15 protein-coding genes, 1 tRNA gene and 1 pseudogene are annotated in these 20,297 nt (G+C 74.4%); 9 read left to right on the forward strand and 8 right to left on the reverse strand.

The window, feature by feature from the left end; genetic code table 11:
* Positions 1–65 precede the first annotated feature (65 nt).
* The gene (locus tag NBH00_RS01660) at positions 66–2,363 is read left to right on the forward strand and encodes a DEAD/DEAH box helicase (protein WP_254571618.1); all 2,298 of its coding nucleotides are present in this window, start codon (positions 66–68) and stop codon (positions 2,361–2,363) included.
* Positions 2,364–2,556: 193 nt separating this feature from the next.
* On the forward strand, positions 2,557–3,516 hold the full coding sequence (locus NBH00_RS01665; protein WP_254571619.1) for a M23 family metallopeptidase: 960 nt from the start codon (positions 2,557–2,559) through the stop codon (positions 3,514–3,516).
* A gap of 64 nt (positions 3,517–3,580) precedes the next feature.
* On the opposite strand, the gene NBH00_RS01670 is transcribed toward NBH00_RS01665, so the two are convergent.
* Both NBH00_RS01670 and NBH00_RS01675 read right to left on the reverse strand, forming a co-directional pair.
* The gene (locus tag NBH00_RS01670; RefSeq protein ID WP_254571620.1) at positions 3,581–5,176 is read right to left on the reverse strand and encodes a hypothetical protein; all 1,596 of its coding nucleotides are present in this window, start codon (positions 5,174–5,176) and stop codon (positions 3,581–3,583) included.
* A gap of 26 nt (positions 5,177–5,202) precedes the next feature.
* Positions 5,203–7,017 (reverse strand): AMP-dependent synthetase/ligase, encoded by a 1,815-nt coding sequence (locus tag NBH00_RS01675; RefSeq protein WP_254571621.1) that lies wholly within the window; start codon positions 7,015–7,017, stop codon positions 5,203–5,205.
* A gap of 178 nt (positions 7,018–7,195) precedes the next feature.
* Between NBH00_RS01675 and NBH00_RS01680 the strand changes: the two genes are divergently transcribed.
* Complete coding sequence (locus NBH00_RS01680; protein ID WP_254571622.1) at positions 7,196–8,707, forward strand: flavin-containing monooxygenase; 1,512 nt, start codon at positions 7,196–7,198, stop codon at positions 8,705–8,707.
* Between the two features lie 117 nt (positions 8,708–8,824).
* Here NBH00_RS01680 and NBH00_RS01685 read toward each other — a convergent pair whose 3' ends face one another.
* Both NBH00_RS01685 and NBH00_RS01690 read right to left on the reverse strand, forming a co-directional pair.
* Positions 8,825–10,849 (reverse strand): DEAD/DEAH box helicase, encoded by a 2,025-nt coding sequence (locus NBH00_RS01685; RefSeq protein WP_254571623.1) that lies wholly within the window; start codon positions 10,847–10,849, stop codon positions 8,825–8,827.
* Positions 10,850–11,157: 308 nt separating this feature from the next.
* The gene (locus NBH00_RS01690) at positions 11,158–12,624 is read right to left on the reverse strand and encodes a protein adenylyltransferase SelO (protein WP_254571624.1); all 1,467 of its coding nucleotides are present in this window, start codon (positions 12,622–12,624) and stop codon (positions 11,158–11,160) included.
* Positions 12,625–12,754: 130 nt separating this feature from the next.
* Here NBH00_RS01690 and NBH00_RS01695 point away from each other — a divergent pair, with 130 nt between their 5' ends.
* The 5 genes and pseudogenes from NBH00_RS01695 to NBH00_RS01715 all read left to right on the forward strand — a co-directional run bounded on the left by NBH00_RS01695 (position 12,755) and on the right by NBH00_RS01715 (position 15,273).
* Positions 12,755–13,051 (forward strand): DUF4242 domain-containing protein, encoded by a 297-nt coding sequence (locus NBH00_RS01695; RefSeq protein ID WP_254571625.1) that lies wholly within the window; start codon positions 12,755–12,757, stop codon positions 13,049–13,051.
* Between the two features lie 55 nt (positions 13,052–13,106).
* Positions 13,107–13,179 (forward strand) — tRNA-Phe (locus NBH00_RS01700).
* Positions 13,180–13,296: 117 nt separating this feature from the next.
* Positions 13,297–14,094 (forward strand): ArsR/SmtB family transcription factor, encoded by a 798-nt coding sequence (locus NBH00_RS01705; RefSeq protein ID WP_367401362.1) that lies wholly within the window; start codon positions 13,297–13,299, stop codon positions 14,092–14,094.
* 206 nt (positions 14,095–14,300) lie between these two features.
* Positions 14,301–14,507, forward strand: a complete 207-nt coding sequence (locus tag NBH00_RS01710) for a hypothetical protein (protein ID WP_254571627.1) — start codon at positions 14,301–14,303, stop codon at positions 14,505–14,507.
* Positions 14,504–15,273 (forward strand): annotated as a pseudogene (locus NBH00_RS01715) (DUF899 domain-containing protein). The gene NBH00_RS01710 and the pseudogene NBH00_RS01715 overlap by 4 nt, the downstream one beginning before the upstream one ends.
* 64 nt (positions 15,274–15,337) lie before the next feature.
* Here the strand turns inward: NBH00_RS01715 and NBH00_RS01725 are convergent.
* Positions 15,338–16,438 carry a glycoside hydrolase family protein gene (locus NBH00_RS01725; RefSeq protein WP_254571630.1) on the reverse strand — a complete coding sequence of 367 codons (1,101 nt, stop codon included), beginning with the start codon at positions 16,436–16,438 and terminating at the stop codon, positions 15,338–15,340.
* 51 nt (positions 16,439–16,489) lie between these two features.
* Positions 16,490–17,092, reverse strand: coding sequence for a TetR/AcrR family transcriptional regulator (locus NBH00_RS01730; RefSeq protein ID WP_254571631.1), 603 nt, complete (start codon positions 17,090–17,092; stop codon positions 16,490–16,492).
* Positions 17,093–17,156: 64 nt separating this feature from the next.
* Here NBH00_RS01730 and NBH00_RS01735 point away from each other — a divergent pair, with 64 nt between their 5' ends.
* Positions 17,157–18,059 (forward strand): oxidoreductase, encoded by a 903-nt coding sequence (locus NBH00_RS01735; RefSeq protein WP_254571632.1) that lies wholly within the window; start codon positions 17,157–17,159, stop codon positions 18,057–18,059.
* Between the two features lie 190 nt (positions 18,060–18,249).
* On the opposite strand, the gene NBH00_RS01740 is transcribed toward NBH00_RS01735, so the two are convergent.
* On the reverse strand, positions 18,250–18,840 hold the full coding sequence (locus NBH00_RS01740; RefSeq protein ID WP_254571633.1) for an adenylate/guanylate cyclase domain-containing protein: 591 nt from the start codon (positions 18,838–18,840) through the stop codon (positions 18,250–18,252).
* A 58-nt stretch (positions 18,841–18,898) separates the two neighbouring features.
* Positions 18,899–20,293, reverse strand: a complete 1,395-nt coding sequence (locus tag NBH00_RS01745; RefSeq protein WP_254571634.1) for a Dyp-type peroxidase — start codon at positions 20,291–20,293, stop codon at positions 18,899–18,901.
* Positions 20,294–20,297 lie beyond the last annotated feature (4 nt).

Raw genomic sequence — 20,297 nt, forward strand, 5'->3', positions numbered from 1 at the left:
TCGCTCCTTGGGGATTTCCGGGACGCGGCCCCGCCGGACGCGCGCTACCTTCGACTCCTCCCCGTATGGCGACCGTCCCAATCACGAGCCCGCTCGGGCCCGACCCCGACGACCCGTGGCACGCCCTCATCGAGACCGGTCGCGGGGACGAGCGCCTCGTCCGGGAGGCCCTCGACCGCCCGCGGGACGCGCGCACCGTCGCGATCCCGGGGGAGCTGCACCCGCTCGTCGCCGAGGCGCTCGGGCGCCGCGGCATCGACCGCCTCTACACGCATCAGGCCGAGGCGCTCGAGGCCGCGTGGGACGGACCGACGATCGTCACGACGGGGACCGCGTCGGGCAAGTCGCTGTGCTTCACGCTGCCGACCCTCGACGTCCTCTGCCGCGACCCCAAGGCGCGCGCGATCTACCTCTACCCGACGAAGGCGCTCGCGCAGGACCAGGCCCGTTCGCTGCACGCGTTCGGCCTCCACAAGCAGGTCCGCCCGGCGATCTACGACGGCGACACCCGGCAGGAGGACCGTCGCGCGATCCGCAAGAACGCGAACCTCATCCTCACGAACCCGGACATGCTGCACACGGGCGTGCTGCCGCACCACCGGCTCTGGGGGGACCTCTTCGCGAACCTCGCGGTCGTCGTCGTCGACGAGGCGCACGTCTACCGCGGGGTGTTCGGCTCGCACGTCGCCAACGTCCTGCGCCGCCTGCGTCGGATCGCGCACGCCTACGGGACCGACCCGCGCTTCCTCCTCGCGAGCGCGACGATCGCCAACCCCGTCGAGCTCGCCGAGCGGCTGACGGGCCTCGACGACATCGCGCTCGTCGACGACGACGGCGCGCCGGGCGCCCGCCGGCAGATCGCGATGTGGAACCCGCCGGTCGTCGACGACGTCCTGCAGACGCGCGGCAGCCCGATGGCCGAGGCGGCGGAGATCGTGGCGGACCTCGTGCGCGAGGGCGCGCGGACGATCTGCTTCATCAAGTCCCGCAAGGGCGTCGAGCTCGTCGCGAAGCTCACCCGCGAGCGCCTCGACAAGCACCAGGCCGAGCGCGTCGCCCCCTACCGCGCCGGCTACACGCCGCAGCAGCGCCGCGAGCTCGAGGCGCAGCTCACCCGCGGGGACCTGCTCGCGGTCATCACGACCGACGCGCTCGAGCTCGGCATCGACATCGGCTCGCTCGACGCGTGCGTCGTCGTGACCTTCCCGGGGACGGTCGCCTCCCTGCGGCAGATGTGGGGGCGGGCAGGCCGGCGCGGGCGCGGCCTCGCCGTCTACATCGCGGGGGACGACGCCCTGGACCAGTTCTTCTGCCGCCACCCGGACGAGTTCCTCGACCGCCCCGTCGAGTCCGCGATCCTCGACCACGAGAGCGAGGAGATCCACGCCGCGCACCTGCTGTGCGCCGCGCACGAGGGGCCGATCGACCCGGTGCGGGACGTCGAGACGCTCGGGGACGGCGTGCGGACCGCCTGCGAGGCGCTCGTCTCCGTCGGCCTGCTCGTCGAGCGGCGCGGGACGTACGTCCTGCGCCAGGCGGACGACTACCCGGCTGCCCGCGTCTCCCTCCGCTCCGCGTCACCGGACTCCGTCGCGATCGTCGACCTCTCCAGCGGCGAGCTGCTCGGCACCGTCGACGCGGCGCGCTCGCACACGACCGTCCACGACGGCGCCGTCTACCTGCACCAGGGGCGCTCCTACGAGGTCCGCGAGCTCGACCTCGACGGGCGCCGCGCGCTCGTCGAGCCGTTCGACGGGGACTGGTACACGCAGCCGAAGAAGGAGACGGAGACCTTCGTCGAGAAGCTCCTCGACCGCCGCGACACGATGGGCGTCGTCCTCTCCTACGGCGTCGTCACCGTCACCGACACGGTCCACGCCTACCAGCGCAAGCGGCTGCCCTCGCAGGAGGTCATCGATCTGCAGACGCTCGACCTGCCGCCGCTCGCCTTCACGACGCGGGCGCTGTGGTACGAGCTCGGCGCCGACGTCCTGGACGGCCTGCCGCGGGAGGCCCTCCTGGGCGCGCTGCACGCCGTCGAGCACGCGCAGATCGCCGTCCTGCCCCTCATCGCGATGTGCGACCGCTGGGACATCGGCGGCCTCTCGACGAACCTGCACCCGCAGACCGGTGGCCCGGCGATCTTCATCTACGACGGGCACCCCGGCGGCATCGGCATCACGCGGCAGGGCTTCGCGTCCTTCGAGCGGCTCGCCGCGGACGCCGCGCGGCTCATCGGCGAGTGCCCGTGCGAGTCCGGCTGCCCGTCGTGCGTGCAGTCGCCGAAGTGCGGCAACCTCAACGACCCGCTCCACAAGGCGGGAGCCCTCGAGGTGCTCGGTCGGATGCTCGCGCGGCGCTGACCCCGACCGCGCCGCGGGCGCCCCTGCAACGCGCCACCCGGCCCGCTGCAGCTTCTCCGGACCCTGAACCCCGGCAAAGCTGCGCAAAGCTGCCGCGGGCCTGGAGGGCGGGGCCCCCGATCCCGAGTCTCCGTCCATGCCGGGGTTGTGGCAGAGAGGGACGACGGGCATCGCCGGGGGACTCCTGGCGGCGATGCTCCTCGTCACGCCTGCGCACGCCGTGGACACCGGCGGGGCGAGTGCCCCGCCGATCCGCGGCAGCGTCGGCGGAGTGGAGTACGGCAGCCCGCTCAAGGGGGCGCAGGCGCCGCGCGCGACCCGGTTCGCGGTGACTCCACGCACGGTGACGGCGGGTGGCAGCCCGCCGTCCATCGTGCTGCGCATCGACCAGCAGGGCGTCCCGCGGGTGCTCGCGCGCATCGTCGTCTCCCGGCCGCGGGGCCGCCCGATCACGATCGCGCTCGGCGCCGTCCCGGTCGGGCACGTCCTGCGCCCGCGCTGGCCGAAGGGCGTCGCGCTCGTCGCCGGCCGCTACACGTTCCGCGTCCACGCCGCCGACCAGGGCGGTCTGCAGCTCGCGCGTCCGCATGTCGCCCCCGGCCGCGCGGTGCTCGTCGTCCGCCCCCGGCCCCGCCCGAAGCCGAAGCCGAAGCCGAAGCCGAGGCCGAAGGCCGTCCCGAAGCCCGTCGCCGTGCCCGTCGTCCCCGCGCCGGCGCCGGTGCTCACGCCGGTGACGGTGGCGGGCGGCGTCTTCCCGGTGCAGGGCCCGTACCGCTTCGGCGACCTCTTCGCCGCGCCGCGCCAGGGCTACAGCCACCAGGGTGTCGACATCCTCGCCGCGCAGGGCCTCCCCGTCGTCTCGCCGACGGCGGGCACGATCCGCTACACCGACTACCAGGCGTCGGCCGCGGGCGAGTACGTCGTCGAGCGGCTCGCCGATGGTCGCGACATCTTCCTCGCGCACTGCGTCCGCCACTCGACCGCCGTCGCACCGGGGCAGACCGTCGCGGCCGGCACCCTGCTCTGCCGCGTCGGCCAGACCGGTGACGCGACCGGCCCGCACCTGCACTTCGAGCTGTGGCCGCAGGGCTGGCGCGACGTGAAGGGGACGGCCCCCGCCGATCCGCTGCCGCAGCTGCGGGCCTGGGCCTGAACGCCGGGGCGGCGACGCAGCCGTTGCTCCCGGCCGTTCGGCCGGACGCCGTCCGGCTCGCGGCTCAGCCCTGGACGGGCACGTCCACCCGCAGCGACAGCGACCGCACCCCCGCCCGCGCGGAGACGGTGACCGTGCCGAGCGCGGCGAGGACGACGCGCGCCTGGTCGGGCAGCCCGAGCAGCGGGACGAGCCGGTCGGCGAGCGCCGCGGAGGTGGCCGTCGCCACGAAGGCGCCGCGGCCGGTGACCTCGCCGCCCTCGGGGAAGGCGCCGGCGATGTCGTCGACGTTCGCCGCCGGGTCGGTCGAGGCGACGAGGATGTCGTCGCGCAGGCCGACGACGGCGATCGGGCTTCCGTCCTTCTTGATCGTGTAGGTGTCGTCGGCGGGCTGGTCGACCGAGAGGCCGCCGCCGGTGTCGACCCCGAGCGAGCCGAGCCCGAGCGACCCGGCGAGGCCCGCGAGCTGCCCGATCCGGCGCAGCTTCATGAGCGCGCCGCGGACGCCGTCGGCGTTGTTCGTCTCGGCCCGGAGCGTCACGTGGCCGTCGCCGGGGAACGTCACCGTCGAGGTGCCGGTGAGCGTCGCGAGGATGTCGTCCTCGATGTCGACCTGGGCGAACTTCGCCAGCAGGCCGGTGACCGAGTCGTACGGCTTGAGGAGATCGGGCTTCGTCAGGCGGATCGCCTTGAGGGCGAAGAAGATCGGCTGCGCGAGGTTGCGGACGGCGATCTTCACGTCGCCGTCGCCGACCGGGACGGGCGACGCGGGCCCGGTGACGATCGGGAGGTCGCTCTCGGCGGCGATGCTGTCGTCGGTCCGGATGCGGGCCTGGAGCCGCAGCCCGTCGCTCGTCGCGGTGACGCCGACGCCGGCCCCCTGGATCGCCGCGACCCACGGCATGCCGTCGATCCGCGGGAAGCGGCCCGCGAGCACGGTCTTCAGCGCCGGTCCGCTGATCGCGATGCGGGCGACGGCGGCGGACGGGTTCGCGCCCGAGTCGGCGCGCGCGGTGAACGCCGGGCGGGTGAGCCCCGAGGGCCCGCCGCCGCTGCGCCGCGCGCCGCGCTTGAGCGCCGAGCGGAGCGACCCGAGGTCGGACGCGAAGACGAGCAGCCGGTCGCGCTGCGCGATCGCGCCGCCGCCGTCCGCGCCGGCGCGGGTGTAGAGCGCCGCGGTGCGGTACCCGCCCGCCGGCGTCAGCGTCCCCTGGGAGACCTGGCCCTCGACGATGCTCGTCAGCGTCGCCTCGTCGGGGACGACCATTGCGGCGGTGACAGGCGCCTTGGCGGACGTCCCGTTCTTGGCGATGACGAGCGGCTCGCCCGCGAGCGCCTGCAGGTCGGAGGTGAGCGAGAGGCCGGTGTGCCCGGAGACGAACGCGTCGGCGGCCTTCGCCAGCGTGTCCGCCCCGGGCAGGCGCCCGAGCAGGTCGAGCGTCTGGCGCAGCGGCCCGGTCCCGGTGTCGGTGTCGATGACCGCGACGAGCGGGGCGGTCCGGGGGACCTGGCGGAGGGCTTCGGCGAGGGGGTCGCGGATGGTCACCGTCTTCACTGCTTTCTTCGGGCTGTCGCCGGCGGACAGCCAGACGGCGGTGAGCCCCGCCCCGGAGAAGGCGACGACGAGGGCGAGGACGGCGAGGACGCGGGGGCGGTTCACGAGGCGGCCCAGAACCTACCCGGCGCTCAACCGCCCGCGTACAGCGCCTCGATCTGCGCCGCGTACTTCTCCGCGATCGGACGGCGCTTGAGCTTCATCGTCGGGGTGAGCTCCGTGCCGCCCGGGAGCCACTCGTCGCCGAGGATGGCGAAGGATTTGATCTGCTCGACGCGCGCGAGGTGGGAGTTCGCCTCCTCGACCGCGGCGGTGAGCGCCGCGCGGACGTCGTCCCGCTCCGCGAGGTCGGACGCGGTGGCGCCCTCGATGCCGTGGGCGGCGGCGAACGCCGGCACCGCGTCGGGGTCGAGCACGAGCAGCGCGACGTTGTACGGCCGCCCGTCGCCGACGCAGAGCGCCTGGCCGATGAGCGGGTGCGCGCTCTTCAGGCGGCCCTCGATGTTCGCCGGGGACATGTTCTTCCCCGCCGCGTTGATGATGAGCTCCTTCTTGCGGTCGACGATCGAGACGTACCCGTCCTCGTCGATCGCCGCGATGTCGCCGGTCTTCAGCCAGCCGTCGTCGGTCATCGTCTCGGCCGTCTTCTCCGGCTGGTCGCGGTAGCCGCGCATGACGAGCGCGCCGTGGACCTCGAGCTCCCCGTCCTCGGCGAGCCGCACCTGCGTCCCCGGGATCGGCTTGCCGACGGTCCCCATCCGGATCGCGCCGATCGGGTTGATGACGACGCAGCACGACGTCTCCGACATGCCCCACAGCTCGTGCAGCGGGAGGCCGAGCGCGAGGAAGAACTCGAGCACCGCGCGCGGGGTCGGGGCGGCGCCGACGACGATGTGGCGCGTCTGGTCGAGGCCGAGCTTCGCGCGCATCGGGCGCAGGACGAGCTCGTCGAGCTTCGCGTGCTCGGCGGCGAGCGCGTCGTCGACCGGCTCGCCGGCGTTGCGGGCGGTGGCGACGAGTCCGCCGACCTCGAGGGCCCGCGCGATCGCGCCGCGGCGGGCCGGGTCGGTCTCGGCCGCGATGCCCGCGTCGAGCGCCGCCTTGAACTTCTCCCAGATCCGCGGGACCGCGCCGAAGACGGTCGGCCGGGCGTCGTGCAGCGCGGCGAGGATCTGCTTCGCGTCGGCGACCGAGGTCACCGTCGACCCGTGGACCATCGACGAGTAGTACGTCCCCCAGCGGTCGGCGATGTGCGCGTGCGGCAGGAAGGAGATGAGGCGGTCGCCCTCGCGTAGCGGCAGGACGGCCTCGCAGCCGCGCAGCTCGGCGAGGAGGTTCGCGTGGGTGAGCTCCACGCCCTTCGGCGGGCCGGTGGTCCCCGACGTGTAGATGAGCGTCGCGACGTCCTCGCCGGTGACGGCGCGCCACGCCGCGTCGAAGTCGAACGCCGGGTCGCCTCCGGCCTCGAGGTCCGCGAGCGTGCGCGTCCCCTCGACCTCGCCGTCGACGACGAAGACGTGCTCGACGCCGCCGCCGGCCGCCGCCTCGAGGACGGCACCCGCGAACTGCTGCTCGCAGACCACGACCCGGTTGCCCGCGTTGCCCATGAGGAACGCGATGTCCGACGGGGGCAGCGTGTTGTAGACGGAGAACGGCGTCGCCCCGAGGTGCATCGCCGCCGCGTCCACGAGCGCGAACTCCGGCCGGTTCGTCAGCATGATCGCGACGGCGTCGCCGCGGCGGACGCCGAGCGCCGCGAGCCCGGCCGCGATCGACCGCACGCGTGCGCCGTACTCGCCCCACGTGAGCTCCACGCCACCGCCGACGGTCCGCAGCGCGGTCAGCTCGGGGACGCGGGCGACCGTCGCCTGGAAGAGCTCGCAGAGGGTGGTGACCCCGGCGAGCGGGTCGGCGGCGACGGTCGGGGCGTCCTGGGACAGCGACATCTGAGCTCCTAAGGGGTGGTACGTGCGCGTGAGGATGCTTTCAGGTTCCTCGTCGCCGGGGGTCAGGCCGCGTGGGCGGGGCGCGGCAGGGGACGGTGGCGGCGGCCTCCGCATTCGCGCGGTGCGTGAATATACGGACGCGTAACCCGGGCCGGGCTTTGAATGTACAGTTCCGTATATGACGCCTCAGCGCATCCGGACAGCCATCATCGGCGCAGGCTTCTCGGGCCTCGGGGCCGCGATCTCCCTCCGGCGCGCGGGCCATCGCGACTTCGTCGTGCTCGAGCGCTCGCCGGACGTCGGCGGGACCTGGTGGGACAACACCTACCCCGGCTGCCGCTGCGACGTGCCGTCGAACCTCTACTCGTACTCCTTCCTCCCGAACCCCGACTGGCCCGAGACCTTCTCGCCCCGCGGGGAGATCCAGCGCTACCTGCGCCGCTGCGCGGAGGAGGAGGGCGTCATCGAGCACCTGCGCTTCGGGGTCTCGCTCGAGCGGGCGGCGTGGGACGAGGAGGCGCTCGCCTGGCGCCTGCAGACGAGCGACGGCGAGTGGCTCGCCGAGCGGCTCATCACCGGCACCGGCGGGCTCGTCGAGCCGAAGCTCCCGGAGATCGACGGCCTCGACACGTTCGCCGGGCCGGTCGTCCACACCGCCCGCTGGGACCACGACCTCGCCCTCGAGGGCCGGCGCGTCGGCGTCATCGGGACGGGTTCCTCGGCGATCCAGGTCATCCCCGAGCTCGCGAAGGTCGCGGGTCACCTCGACGTCTTCCAGCGCTCGCCGGCGTGGGTCCTGCCGCACGTCAACCGCCGCACCACGCGCGTCGAGCGGCTGCTCTTCCGCCGCCTGCCGGTGACGCAGCGCGCCGACCGCGCCTTCACGACGCTCTACATGGAACTCGGGAACCTCATCATGACCCGGCGCCCCGGGGTCATGAAGGCGCTCGAGGCGCTCGGCCGCCTGCACCTCAGGCGCCAGCTCCCGGACCACCCGGAGCTGCACGCCGCGCTGACGCCGTCCTACCGCCTCGGCTGCAAGCGCATCACGCTCTCGAACCACTACCTGCGGTCGTTCGCGCAGCCGCACGTCGAGCTCGTGACGGCCGGCATCGCGCGCGTCACGCCGCAGGGCATCGTGACGGCGGACGGCGTGAGCCACGACCTCGACGTGCTCGTCCTCGGGACCGGCTTCCAGGTGACCGAGATGCCCGCCGCCGCGAGGGTCGTCGGGCGGGACGGCCGGACGCTGCAGGAGGTGTGGGCCGGCGCGCCGGAGGCGTACCTCGGCACGTCGGTCGCGGGCTTCCCGAACCTCTTCACGCTCCTCGGCCCGAACACGGGCCTCGGGGCCGGGTCGATCGTGACGATGATCGAGGCGCAGCTCGACTACGCCGTCGCCTGCCTCGACGCGATGGACCGCGAGGGCCTCGCGACGATCGAGCCGCGCGAGGACGTCCAGCACGCCTACAACGTCGAGATCCAGCGGCGCAGCGAGCCGACGGTCTGGCTCAGCGGCGGGTGCTCGAGCTGGTACCTCGCGGACGACGGCCGCAACGTCACGCTGTGGCCGGACCTCATGGCGGCGTTCGAGCGGCAGACCCGCCGCTTCACGCTCGCCGACCACGTCGTCACGCGGCGCGACGAGGTCCCGGCCTCCGCCCCCGACGCCGAGCCGGCCGCCGTCTGAGCGCGGGCCCGGTCGCGGCCCGGACGGCGGCCGCCGTCTGAGCGCGGGCCCGGTCGCGGCCCGGACGGCGGCGTGCGGTCTCGTCGGGGTATATGCCCCACGGGACCGCACGCCGGGTCAGAACTTCTCGCGCCGCACGGTCGTCTTCTTGCCCTTGATCGTCCCGGCGCGCAGGGCGGCGATGACCTGCTCGGCGTCGCCCTCCGGCACCTCGACGAGCGAGAACTTCTCGGAGATCTGGATCGCGCCGATGTCGCGGCCGGTGATGTGGGACTCGCCGGTGATCGCGCCGACGAGGTCGGCCGGGCGGATGTTGCCGCTCCGGCCCGCGCCGATGAAGATCCGGGTCATCGGACGCCCGTCGGTCGGCCGGCCCTTGCCGCCGCCCTTCGGCCCGCCCGGGCCGCCCGGGCCACGCTTCTCCCAGGGCTTGGCGCCGCCGGCGCCCCCCGGTCCGCGGTCGGGACGGCCGCCACCGGGCCCGCCCGCGCGCTCGGGCTTGATCGAGACCTGCGGGATCTCGTCCTCGTCGTCGGCCTCGAAGCCACCGGCGCGCTCGTGCGCGAGCTTCACCGCGGCGAGCGCGACCTGCATGAGGTCGAACTCGTCGGTGAGGCTCTCGACGACGACGCGGGCGTGCTCGAGGTCGTCGGCGGTGAGCAGCTCGTGGAGCGCGCCGCGGGTGGCCTCGAGCCGGCGGGCGTGGAGGTCGGCGACGGTCGGGATCTTCTCGATGCCGATCCGCTGGCCGGTGACCCGCTCGATCGTCTTGAGCATCCGGTGCTCGCGCGGCTCGGCGAGCGTGATGGCGACGCCCTCGCGCCCGGCACGGCCGACGCGGCCGATGCGGTGGACGTAGGCCTCGGCGGCGGCGGGGACGTCGTAGTTCACGACGTGCGTGAGCTGGTCGATGTCCAGGCCGCGGGCGGCGACGTCGGTCGCGACGAGGAGCTCCGCGGTCCCGGCGCGCAGCCGGCCCATGACCTTGTCGCGCTGCTCCTGGGTCATGCCGCCGTGCAGCGCCTCGGCGCGGTGGCCGCGGCCGTTGAGCGTGTCGGTGAGCTGGTCGACCTGGTCGCGCGTGCGGCAGAAGACGATCGCGGCGGCCGGCGACTCGATGTCGAGGATGCGCCCGAGCGCCGCCGGCTTGTGGAAGCGGCTGACGATGAACGCGCTCTGGCGGACCTGCGGCCCCTCGCCGGCAGCGGGGCGCTCGCGCTCGATCTGGATGCGGACGGGGTCCCGCAGGTGCTTGCGGGCCATCTTGTCGATCCGGCCCGGCATCGTCGCCGAGAAGAGGACGGTCTGCCGGCCGGGCGGGGTCGCCGAGAGGATCGACTCGATGTCGTCCGCGAAGCCCATGTCGAGCATCTCGTCGGCCTCGTCGAGCACGACCATCTGCAGGCCCGCGAGCTTCAGCGTGTTGCGGTTGATGTGGTCCAGCGCGCGGCCGGGGGTGGCGACGACGACGTCGACCCCGCGGGCGAGCGCCTTCAGCTGGCGCTGCATCGGCTGGCCGCCGTAGATCGGCAGCACGCGGGCGCCGATCTTCAGGCCGTACTTGTGGATCGCCTCGGAGACCTGGATCGCGAGCTCGCGTGTCGGGACGAGGACGAGCGCCGCGGGGTGCGTGCCGGCGCCGAGCGGCGGCATCCGGTGGAGGATCGGGAGCGCGAACGCCGCCGTCTTGCCCGTGCCGGTCGCCGCCTGGCCGAGGAGGTCGCGGCCCGCGATGACCGGGGGGATCGCCTCGCGCTGGATCGGCGTGGGCTCCTCGTAGCCGAGGGCCGTGAGGGACTCGAGCAGCTCGGACCGCAGGCCGAGCGCGGCGAAGCCGGTGACCTCGGGCTCGGGGGCGGAGGGTGTGGGCTCGGGCTCGGGCTCGGCGGCCTCCGGCTCAGGCGCGGGGGCCTCGGGCTCGGGCGCGGCGGCTTCCGGCTCGGGCTCGGCGGCTTCGGGCTCGGGCGCGGGGGCCTCGGGCTCGGGCGCGGCGGGAGCCTCGGGGGACTCGGCGGCGGCGGGAGCGTCGGGAGCCTCAGCGGCGGCGGGCTCGGCGGCTTCGGGGGCGTCGGCGGTGGGGGTGTTGTGCGCGGCGGCCGGGGGTGCGGCGGGGGCGTCGGGGGTGTGGGATGCGTCGGTCATCGAACCCCCATGGTCGCAGGCTGCGGTGCGAAGGCCCGGTCTGCCGTGGGCGCAACGACTGTGCGCGTGCGCTTACAGCGTCTGAAGACGGCGGACGAGCGCCGCCGCCGCGCAACCGCAATGCAGCCTCTGTCGCTCAGCGCAACTGGCTGCATTGCGGGCGCGGAGTGAGCGTCCCGGCGACCGCAATGCAGCCAGTCAGGCTGAGGCTGACCGGCTGCATTCCGCTTGCTCGGAGGCCTCCGACCCCGTCGTCTCTGCCGCCGTGAACGCTGCGCCGTCGCCACCGAAGGGCGGAGAACGGCGCGCTACGTCCCGCAGTACGTCACATACACGTCCCCGCCATCGCCCGAAGGCCGCGCGTACGCCTCGAGCCCCGCCCGCGCCTCGAACGGCCGCGTCACCGCGTCGAGCAGCCGCCGGTAGGGCCCGAGGTCGCCCGCGGTCGCCTGCGCGAGCGCGTCCTCCACGAGGTGGTTGCGCGGGATGTACAGCGGGTTCACGCGGTCCATCGCGTCGGGGTCTGGCCCGAGCGCCGTCCAGCGGCGCAGCCAGTCGGCGAAGGCCGCGGGCGCCGCGACCACCCCGGTGAGCGCGTCCCCGTCCCCGCGGGCGTACCCGGCCAGCGCCCGGAACGCCGACGTCCAGTCCGCGTCGTGATCACCCAGGAGCGTCAGCAGCCCGTCGACGAGCGACTCCTCGTCCCCGGGGCCGTCGGCGAGGCCGAGCTTCGCGTGCATGCCGTCGCGCCAGGCCGCGGCGAAGCGGTCGGGGAACGCCTCGAGCACGGGCATGACGGCGGCGACCGCGGACTCCTGGTCGTCACCGATCAGCGGCAGGAGCGCCTCCGCCAGCCGGGCGAGGTTCCACTGCGCGACCGCGGGCTGGCTGCCGTAGGCGTAGCGGCCGCCGTGGTCGATGGAGCTGAAGACGGTCCCCGGGTCGTAGGCGTCCATGAACGCGCACGGGCCGTAGTCGATCGTCTCGCCCGAGATCGTCATGTTGTCCGTGTTCATGACGCCGTGGACGAAGCCGACGTGCATCCAGCGCGCGATGAGCGCGGCCTGGGCCGCCACGACCGCGTCGAGCAGCGCGAGCGCCGGACGGTCCGCCGCCGCCGCATCGGGGTGATGCCGCGCGATCGCGTGCTCGGCGAGCCGGCGCAGGAGATCCCCGTCGCGGAGGGTCGCGGCGACGTACTGGAAGGTCCCGACGCGCAGGTGGCTCGCGGCGACCCGGGCGAGGACCGCGCCGGGCAGCGGCGTCTCGCGCCGCACGGTCTCACCCGTGGCGACGACGGCGAGCGCGCGCGTCGTCGGGACGCCGAGCGCGTGCATCGCCTCGCTGACGAGGTGCTCGCGGAGCATCGGGCCGACGGCGGCCTTCCCGTCCCCGCCGCGCGCGAACGGGGTGCGCCCGGAGCCCTTCAGGTGGACGTCGCGCCGGACCCCGCCGGCGTCGATGACCTCGCCGAGCAGCAGCGCCCGGCCGTCGCCGAGCCGCGGCGACCAGCCGCCGAACTGGTGGCCGGCGTACCCCTGCGCGACGGTCGGATGCCCGTCGGGCAGCCCGCTGCCGAGGAGGAGCCCGACGCCGGCCGGGGTGCGCAGCGCATCCGGGTCGCCGCCGAGCACGCGCACGAGCGCGTCGTTCAGGACGAGCAGCTCGGGCGCCGGGGCGGCGTCCGCCTCCCAGGCCACGAACAGGCCCGCGAGGTCGCGGACGTACGTCGCCTCCGCGAACGGGAGCAGCAGCGGCGGGGCGGCGGAGCTCATCGGGCGAGGATAGGCCCGCCCGGGCGCGTGCCGCCGGAGCGCAGCCCGTGGCCACCCGGATGACGTGGGCGCCGGATCGGCGTAGTCTCGCCCCACGGGTCAACACACCACAATCCAGGAGGCAATCGTCATGAAGCAGTACGCGATCATCCGCCGCAAGGGCTTCGCGTCCGGGCCGGATCTCGAGGCCGCGGCCGCCCGGTCCACCCAGGTCGGGGACGAGGAGATGTCCGACGACATCCGCTGGATCCGCAGCTACGTCCTCGCCGAGGAGGACGGCGCGCTCGGCACGCTCTGCATCTACGAGGCGTCGAGCCCGGAGGCCATCCGCGAGCACGCCTCGCGCGCGACGCTCCCGGTCGACGAGATCGTCCCGATCGCGGACACGGTCGTCGTCCGGCCGGACCCGCAGGCGGCCGAGGCCTGAGGGCCGGCTCGCGACACGGCACCGCGCGGCGCGTCCTCGATAACATCGCTCCCGCGGCGCCTTAGCTCAGTTGGTAGAGCACGCGACTGAAAATCGCGGTGTCCCCAGTTCGAGTCTGGGAGGTGCCATCGCCGCGTATCACCGAAAGGGCCCCGGACTCGGGGCCCTTCATCGTTCTGGGGGCCGCTTGACATGCAGCCAATTGGCTACCTAATATACACAGCCAGATGGCTGCATATCCCTCGATCGACGATGCGTTCAAGGCCCTGGCCGACCCGAGCCGGCGCCTGCTGCTCGACGCGCTGAACGAGCGCAGCGGGCAGACCCTGGGTGAGCTGTGCGCGCACCTGGACATGGCCCGCCAGTCGGTCAGCAAGCACCTCGCGGTGCTGGAGGCGGCCAACCTCATCACCACCGTCCGCCGCGGCCGCGAGAAGCTGCACTACCTCAACGCGGCGCCCATCCACGAGATCGCCAAGCGCTGGATCACGCGGTACGACCAGCCCCGCGTCGCGCTCGCCGACCTCAAGACCGCCCTGGAGGCGACCCCCACGGACACGCCCTCGTTCGTCTACACGACGTTCATCAAGACGACCCCCGAGCGCCTCTGGCAGGGGCTCACCGACCCGGCCTTCACGGCGCGGTACTGGAACATCACGTTCGAGAGCGACTGGACGCCCGCGGCGCCGATGACCTGGGTCCAGCGCGGCGTGACCGTCGCCGGCGACGGTCAGCACGTCGTCGAGGCCGACCCCTACACCCGCCTGGCCTACACCTGGCACAGCTTCACGCCCGAGTGGGCGCAGGCCGTCGGGATCGACGAGGAGCGCCGCGCGCGCGTGGCCGGCGAGCGCCGCTCGAAGGTCACCTTCGAGATCGAGGACCTCGACGGCGAGCAGGTGAAGCTCACCGTGATCCACGACGACCTCGAGCCGGGCGGCGTGCTCGCGGGCATGATCTCCGGCGGCTGGCCGCGCGTCGTCGCCAACCTCAAGACGCTGCTCGAGACCGGCGAGCCGCTGCCGGACACCCGGGTGCGCTGATGCTGCCCTCGACCCCGGCGATGGCGGCGATGACGGCGGCGATGATGTTCCCGGGCACCGTGCCCGCGATCGCCGCAGCGCGCACACCGGCGCCGGCTCGCTCGCGGCCCCGCGGTTCGCGGCCGCCTACCTGGCGGTGTGGCTCGCCGCGGGCCTGGCGATCTTCGCCGTCTACACGCCGCCCCCCCCCGGCGGTCGCGGCGATCGTGGTGGTCGCCGCCGTCCTGTACGAGCTGACCCCGGCCGCCCGCGGCTGCCGGCGGCGCTGCCGGGCCGAGCGTCGGTCGGGCGTGCGCTTCGGCGCCTGGTGCGTCGGGCTCATGGCGGCGTTCATCGCGTTCGACCCCATGGCCCTGCCCCTGATGGCCGCTGCGGTCGCCATCGCCCTCGTCCAGAAGGAGCTGTCCGCATGACCCCGCACCCCACCGCCACCCGCGAGGCGTGGCGCGCCGCCCGACTCGATCTCCTCGCGGCCGAGAAGGAGCACACCCGCCAGGGCGACGAGCTGGCCCGGCGGCGCCAGGCCCTTCCCTGGGTCCCCGTGGAGAAGGCGTACCGGCTGCAGACCGAGGACGGCCCGGCGACGCTCGCCGACCTCTTCGCCGGGCGCTCGCAGCTGCTCGTCTACCACTTCATGTTCGGCCCGGACTACACGGCCGGCTGCCCGTCGTGCTCGGCCATCGCCGACGGCTTCGACGGCTCGGTCGCGGACCTCGAGGCCCACGACGTGGCGTTCGCCGTCGTCTCGCGCGCTCCGATCGAGCGGCTCGCCGCCTACCGGCGGCGCATGGGCTGGTCCTTCCGCTGGGCGTCCTCGCTCGGCAGCGACTTCGACGCCGACTTCTGCACGTCGTTCAGCGCGGAGCAGATGCACGGGGTCGTCGACTACAACTTCGCCGGCCCGACATGAGCGGCGTCGCGACGCTCGGGCCCGACAGCATCCCCGTTCAGTTCGGCGCAAGCGCCGGTGTCGACGTCACGACCTACCTGCGCGAGGCGCCGGGCATGAGCGCCTTCGTGCTGCAGGACGGCGTCGTCCACCACACGTACTCGGCGTACGCGCGCGGCCTCGACGGCCTGTGGGGCATGTACCAGTGGCTCGACCGCGCACCGCTCGGGCGAAACGAGACCGGCGCGTGGTGGCGCCGCCGCGACGAGTACGACGCTGAACGGGCCTGATCGCCGTCCGCACGCTGAGTGTGGATGAGGTTCCGCGGAGCGGAAGCCCAGCCACACTCGGCGCCTACCGCTCGCGGTAGAACACGAGCTCGCCCGCCTCGCCCGGCGCCGCGGCCTCGGAGAAGACGAACATCGAGAAGAGCAGGGCGGGGCGGCCGGCGGGGTCGGTGACCGCCGTGACCGTCGGGTTGCCGAAGGCGCGGCTTCCGCCCGGCGTCCTCACCTCGAGCGGCGTGACGCGGTTCGAGTCGGTCTCGCGGAGGAACAGACGCCAGGTCGCGAACCGCCCTGCCGTGTACTGCGTCTCGTGCAGGGCGAGCGGCGCGCCGTCGAGGACGATCCCGTCGCGGTCGCCGAAGTTGCCGGTCGGCGGCCCCGTGAACCCGGCGTGCCACCGCGGCGTGGTGAGGAAGGCCGTGTTGATCGCGGCCGCGTCCTGCTCCTTCCACACGAGGAAGTTCGTCAGCGTCGCGGTCGCCTGGCGGTCGGCGTCGGGGAAGAGGTCGCCGGTCGTGTTCGCGAAGTAGTGCAGCCCGAGCGTGATCGTCGAGCGGCCGATGCGACCGTGCTTCAGCGTCACCGACTGGATGTCGGGCGTGCCCTCGGCGGTGAGCGCGAGGGTCCGCGGCGCGGTGAACTGGCGGGCCGGATGGCCGGTGAGCAACGTCGCGAGCGTCCGGTAGTACCGCAGCCGGACACGCGCGCGGCCGATGAGGCCCTGCACCGTGGAGAGCTGCGGCGGCAGGCCGACGACCGGCAGGACGTCGGCGGTGAACCCCTTCTCGTAGGCGACGAGGAAGCCGCCGCCGGGGACGGGCTCGATGGTCGCCTGCGAGCTGTCGGTGTCGAGCGTGGCGCGGCGCGTCCAATGCAGCAGGTCGGTCGAGGTCGCGAGGTGGACGGCGAAGGACGGCCCGGCGACGGCGTGGTAGACGCCGAGGTACGTCCCGCCGGCCTGGATGACCTTCAGGCCGTCGAGCGACGCGCCCTGGTCGTCGAGCGCGCCGAAGCGCGACGCGGTCGCCCCCGTGACGTCGCCCGCGGCCGCGGCGAGCCGCTCGGCCGGCGTGTCGGCGAGCGCGGTCCCGGCGGGCGCGAGCAGCGCGACGAAGACGCCCAGTGCGAGCGTCCGTACCCCGCGGTTCACGATCCGTCGTGCCCCCATCCCGCGACCAGTAGATCAGCGCACCGGACACCTGTCCAGTGCGGACGCGGATTACCGCGGGCGCAGGCCGTCCAGCAGCGCGTCAACGCTCGTGCGTACCGCCGCCTCCGGGGTCGTGCCGTCGAGCATTCCGCCGGTGAGCATGCTCGCGAGGCCCTGCAGCGTCGCGAACAGCACCATCGCCGCCTCGGCCGGGTCGCCGGGCCGCAGCTCGCCCGCCTCCTGGCCGGCGGCGATGACCGCCACGACGGTGGCGAAGGCGGCGTCCGCGGCGTCGTGCAGCGGGCCGTCGGGCTCGCGATGCTTGCCGGCGAACATGAGCTCGAGCAGGGCGGCGTCCTGCGTCGCGAAGCGGACGTAGGCGGCGGCGCAGCGACGCAGGCGCGTCCGGAAGGCACTGCGCCCGCCGGCGCGGGCAGCTGCGGCGAGCTCGGCCCCGAGGCGCTCGAACCCGTGCAGCGCGAGCGCGTCGAGCAGCGCCTGCCGGTCGGGGAAGTGCCGCCGCGGGGCCGCGTGGCTCACCCCGACGTCGCGCGCGATCTCCCGCAACGAGAGGTCGGCGGCGCCCCGCTCGGCGACGATCGCGGCGGCCCGGTCGAGCAGGGCCTCGCGGAGGTTCCCGTGGTGGTAGCGCCGTTCGGCAACGTCGGTCACCCCCGCAGGGTACCGGACGAAGTAGACGTTGACAGCATTGTTGTCACTAGCTACATTGTCGTCCATGTCACCTTCATGGACCGTCGCCGACCTGCCGGACCTCGCCGGCCGGACCGCCGTCGTCACCGGGGCGAACTCCGGGATCGGCCGCGCCGCCGCCGGTCGCCTCGCCGCCGCGGGCGCCCGCGTCATCCTCGCCGTCCGCACCGTCGCCAAGGGCGAGGAGGCCGCGGCGGCGATGACCGGATCCACCGAGGTGCGCCGCCTGGACCTCACCGACCTCGCCTCCGTTCGCGAGTTCGCCGCCTCCGTGAGCGGGCCGGTCGACCTGCTCATCAACAACGCGGGCGTCATGGCGCTCCCGCTCGGCCGCACGGCCGACGGTTTCGAAACCCAGTTCGGGACGAACCACCTCGGCCACTTCGCGCTGACGAACCTCCTGCTCCCGCAGGTCACCGGCCGCGTCGTCACCGTTGCGTCCGGCGCGCATTACGTCGGCAGGATCGACCTCGACGACCTCAACTGGGAGCGCCGCCGGTACGACCGCTGGCGCGCGTACGGCCAGTCGAAGCTTGCGAACCTCCTCTTCACCGCCGAGCTGCAGCGCCGCCTCGAGGCCGCCGGCTCGCCCGTCATCGCGACGGCCGCGCATCCCGGGTGGGCGGCGACCCACCTGCAGGGCCACACGGGCAACCCGGTCTTCGGGGGCCTGCTCGCGGTCGGCAACCGGGTCCTCGCGCAGGACGAGGAGGGCGGCGCCCTGCCCACGCTCCTCGCCGCGACCGGCGACGTCGCCGGCGGCAGCTACGCGGGGCCGAAGGGCCTGCTGGAGCTGCGCGGCGCCCCGGTGCTCGTCCGCCGCAGCCCTCGCGCGAAGGACGCCGACATGGCGCGCCGGCTCTGGGAGCGCTCGGAGGAGCTCACCGGCGTCCGCTTCCCGCTCGGTCAGTCGGCGACCGTCGCGTAGGTCGCGAAGGCCGGGATCCGGCAGGCCGCGCCCCCAAGCGCAGCCTGCCGGGCCCGTCCCGGTTCCCCGGTGCCCCGGGTGTCCCCGGTGCTCCCGCCGCGCGGCGGCCCCGAAGCCGCCGGGAGCGGTGCCCCCTCCTGCGCCCGGTACCCCCCGGTCCCGGGTGCCCCGTTGTGTGCCCCGCGGCGGATCATGCGACGACCTCCAGTTCGCGTGTCATGGGCTGCGTCGGTGCCGTCGGCGCGAGGTCCGGCTCCCGCACGAAGCGGGCCGGCGCCGGCAGGACGGTGAAGATCGGAATCGGCGCCGAGGCGTTCTTGAACGCCCGCGGGCCGTGGGCGACGAACCGCAGGCCGTACGTCGCGCGGCAGCTCGCGACGGTCGCGTCGGTGCAGAGGACCTCGCCGGGCGCCGCCGCGTTCGTCACCCGGGCGGCGATGTTCACGGTGTGGCCGAACCAGTCGCCGTCGGCGAGCAGCGCCGGTCCGGAGTGGACGCCCACGTGGAGCTCCGGGTAACCCGGGACCGCGCCGAGGTCGCGCTTGAGGCGCAGCGCCACGCCCAGCCCGATGCGCGCGTCGTCGACGCAGAGCATGACCGCGTCCCCGATGCACTTCACGAGCTGCGCGCCGGTGTCGGACGCGATCAGCGCCGCGGCGGCCGCCAGCGTGGAGGCGACCTCCAGGGCGCGGGCGTCGCCCTCGCGCTCGGTGATCGCCGTGTAGGAGACGATGTCGGCGAAGACGAAGGTCTGGTTCGGGGGAGTCGCTCGGTGGGCCATCGCTTACGGGGCGTGACAAACGACTGAACGATGTTCATCGGCCCCGTACGGCCGGTGTTCAGTGCGGCGGCGTGGCGAGCGCGGCGAGCGCCGAGCGGGAGGGCACGACGAAGTAGCCGCCGCCGCGGAGCGTCACCGAGCGCTCGTACGGCGTCAGCAGCCGCGGGTCACCCCGGTGGTGGGCGATGAGCCGCCCGTCCGGATCCCCGGGCGAGAGCAGCGGGTCGTTCTGGCGGCCGAGGCCGAAGGCGTCCCCGTCCCGCAGCCACTCGCGCTGGATGAGCTCGAACTGCCGGGTGATCGACGCCTGGTAGCAGACGAAGAACAGGCCCCGCTCGACCTCGTCGCGCTCGGTGAGGCGATCGGCATCGGCCACCTCGGGGCCGTACGGCATCCCGCGCCGCACGATCCGGTGACGGCGGGCGAGGCGGCCGTCCCCGAACGCGTCGCGCGGGTTCGCGCGGCGGATGTGGGCGCCGGCCGGGCAGCGCGGGTCGGCACGGCCACCCGCGTAGCCGAAGTCGTTCAGGAGGGCGAAGCGCTCCGCGCGGGCCGCGGGGGTCGCCGGCGGGGCCGGGTCGTCGAGGCGGGGGTCGGGGGCGTGCGGCGAGCGCTCGACGGGGGTCCCGTTGCGCCAGCGGCCGACGACCTGCGCCGCCAGCGCCTCGGCGAGCGCCGGGTCCCCGCCGGCCCAGCGGTGGACCTGCCGCTCCCAGGCGCCGACGTGCTGATCGAGCTTGCGGATGACCATGTACGTCGCGTTGCGGTCCAGCGGCGGCGGGCCGCCGGGCGTATCGGCGTCCTCGTCGGGGTAGCCGGTGATGAACTCGCCGGGCTGGAGCTTCGCCCAGCGCCCGACCCGGCGCCGCCGCCGGCCCGGGGTCCCGGTGCCGTGGTACGGCCCGGCGACGTCGTCGTCGATCGCCGGCTGGGCGAGGCCGTCGCTGAAGCCGAAGTGCTCGCGCCCCCCGGTGAGCATCGCGGTGTGCTGATCGTGCAGGACGGTGACGCCGGGCGGCGGGGCCGTCTCGCCCACGGCGGCGGCGAGCACCGCCGGGTCGGCCGAGCGGACGTGGACGGTGACGACGAGCTGCGCCACGCGGTCGTCGAGGCCCTCCTGCCAGCGGTCCGGAGCGTCCTCGTCGCGGTCGCACAGGTGGCCCGCCCGGGCGGCCATGCCGGCGCGGAACTCGGCCGGGAGCGCCGCGAGCGCGGCCGGCGGCATCCCGAGCGCCTCGAGCCCGGTGGAGGAGAGCGCGACGTTCAGCGTCCGCGACGGCTTCTCGGTGTCCGGCCACGGCGCGGCGGTCGTCACGGCGGGAAGCAGCGTCGTGAGCCAGGCGCGCGCGGCGTCCGCGTCGTCGATGCGGCAGAAGCGGAAGCTCGCCCGGGGGAAGTCCGGGCCGTACCCGGCGAGGACGTTGCCCTGGACCTCGTGGAGCTCGACGCCCATCCGC

This window comes from Paraconexibacter antarcticus (genome assembly GCF_024220175.1).
Classification (GTDB): Bacteria; Actinomycetota; Thermoleophilia; order Solirubrobacterales; family Solirubrobacteraceae; genus Paraconexibacter; species Paraconexibacter antarcticus.

What these genes read in the sequence shown, in the direction of transcription:
- NBH00_RS01660 (WP_254571618.1), top strand. Translation starts at nt 66, where the DNA reads ATGGCGACCGTCCCAATCACGAGCCCGCTCGGGCCCGACCCCGACGAC.
- NBH00_RS01665 (WP_254571619.1), top strand. Translation starts at nt 2,557, where the DNA reads ATGCTCCTCGTCACGCCTGCGCACGCCGTGGACACCGGCGGGGCGAGT.
- NBH00_RS01675 (WP_254571621.1), bottom strand. Translation starts at nt 7,017, where the DNA reads ATGTCGCTGTCCCAGGACGCCCCGACCGTCGCCGCCGACCCGCTCGCC.
- NBH00_RS01680 (WP_254571622.1), top strand. Translation starts at nt 7,196, where the DNA reads ATGACGCCTCAGCGCATCCGGACAGCCATCATCGGCGCAGGCTTCTCG.
- NBH00_RS01685 (WP_254571623.1), bottom strand. Translation starts at nt 10,849, where the DNA reads ATGACCGACGCATCCCACACCCCCGACGCCCCCGCCGCACCCCCGGCC.
- NBH00_RS01690 (WP_254571624.1), bottom strand. Translation starts at nt 12,624, where the DNA reads ATGAGCTCCGCCGCCCCGCCGCTGCTGCTCCCGTTCGCGGAGGCGACG.
- NBH00_RS01695 (WP_254571625.1), top strand. Translation starts at nt 12,755, where the DNA reads ATGAAGCAGTACGCGATCATCCGCCGCAAGGGCTTCGCGTCCGGGCCG.
- NBH00_RS01725 (WP_254571630.1), bottom strand. Translation starts at nt 16,438, where the DNA reads ATGGGGGCACGACGGATCGTGAACCGCGGGGTACGGACGCTCGCACTG.
- NBH00_RS01735 (WP_254571632.1), top strand. Translation starts at nt 17,157, where the DNA reads ATGTCACCTTCATGGACCGTCGCCGACCTGCCGGACCTCGCCGGCCGG.
- NBH00_RS01740 (WP_254571633.1), bottom strand. Translation starts at nt 18,840, where the DNA reads ATGGCCCACCGAGCGACTCCCCCGAACCAGACCTTCGTCTTCGCCGAC.
- NBH00_RS01745 (WP_254571634.1), bottom strand. Translation starts at nt 20,293, where the DNA reads ATGGGCGTCGAGCTCCACGAGGTCCAGGGCAACGTCCTCGCCGGGTAC.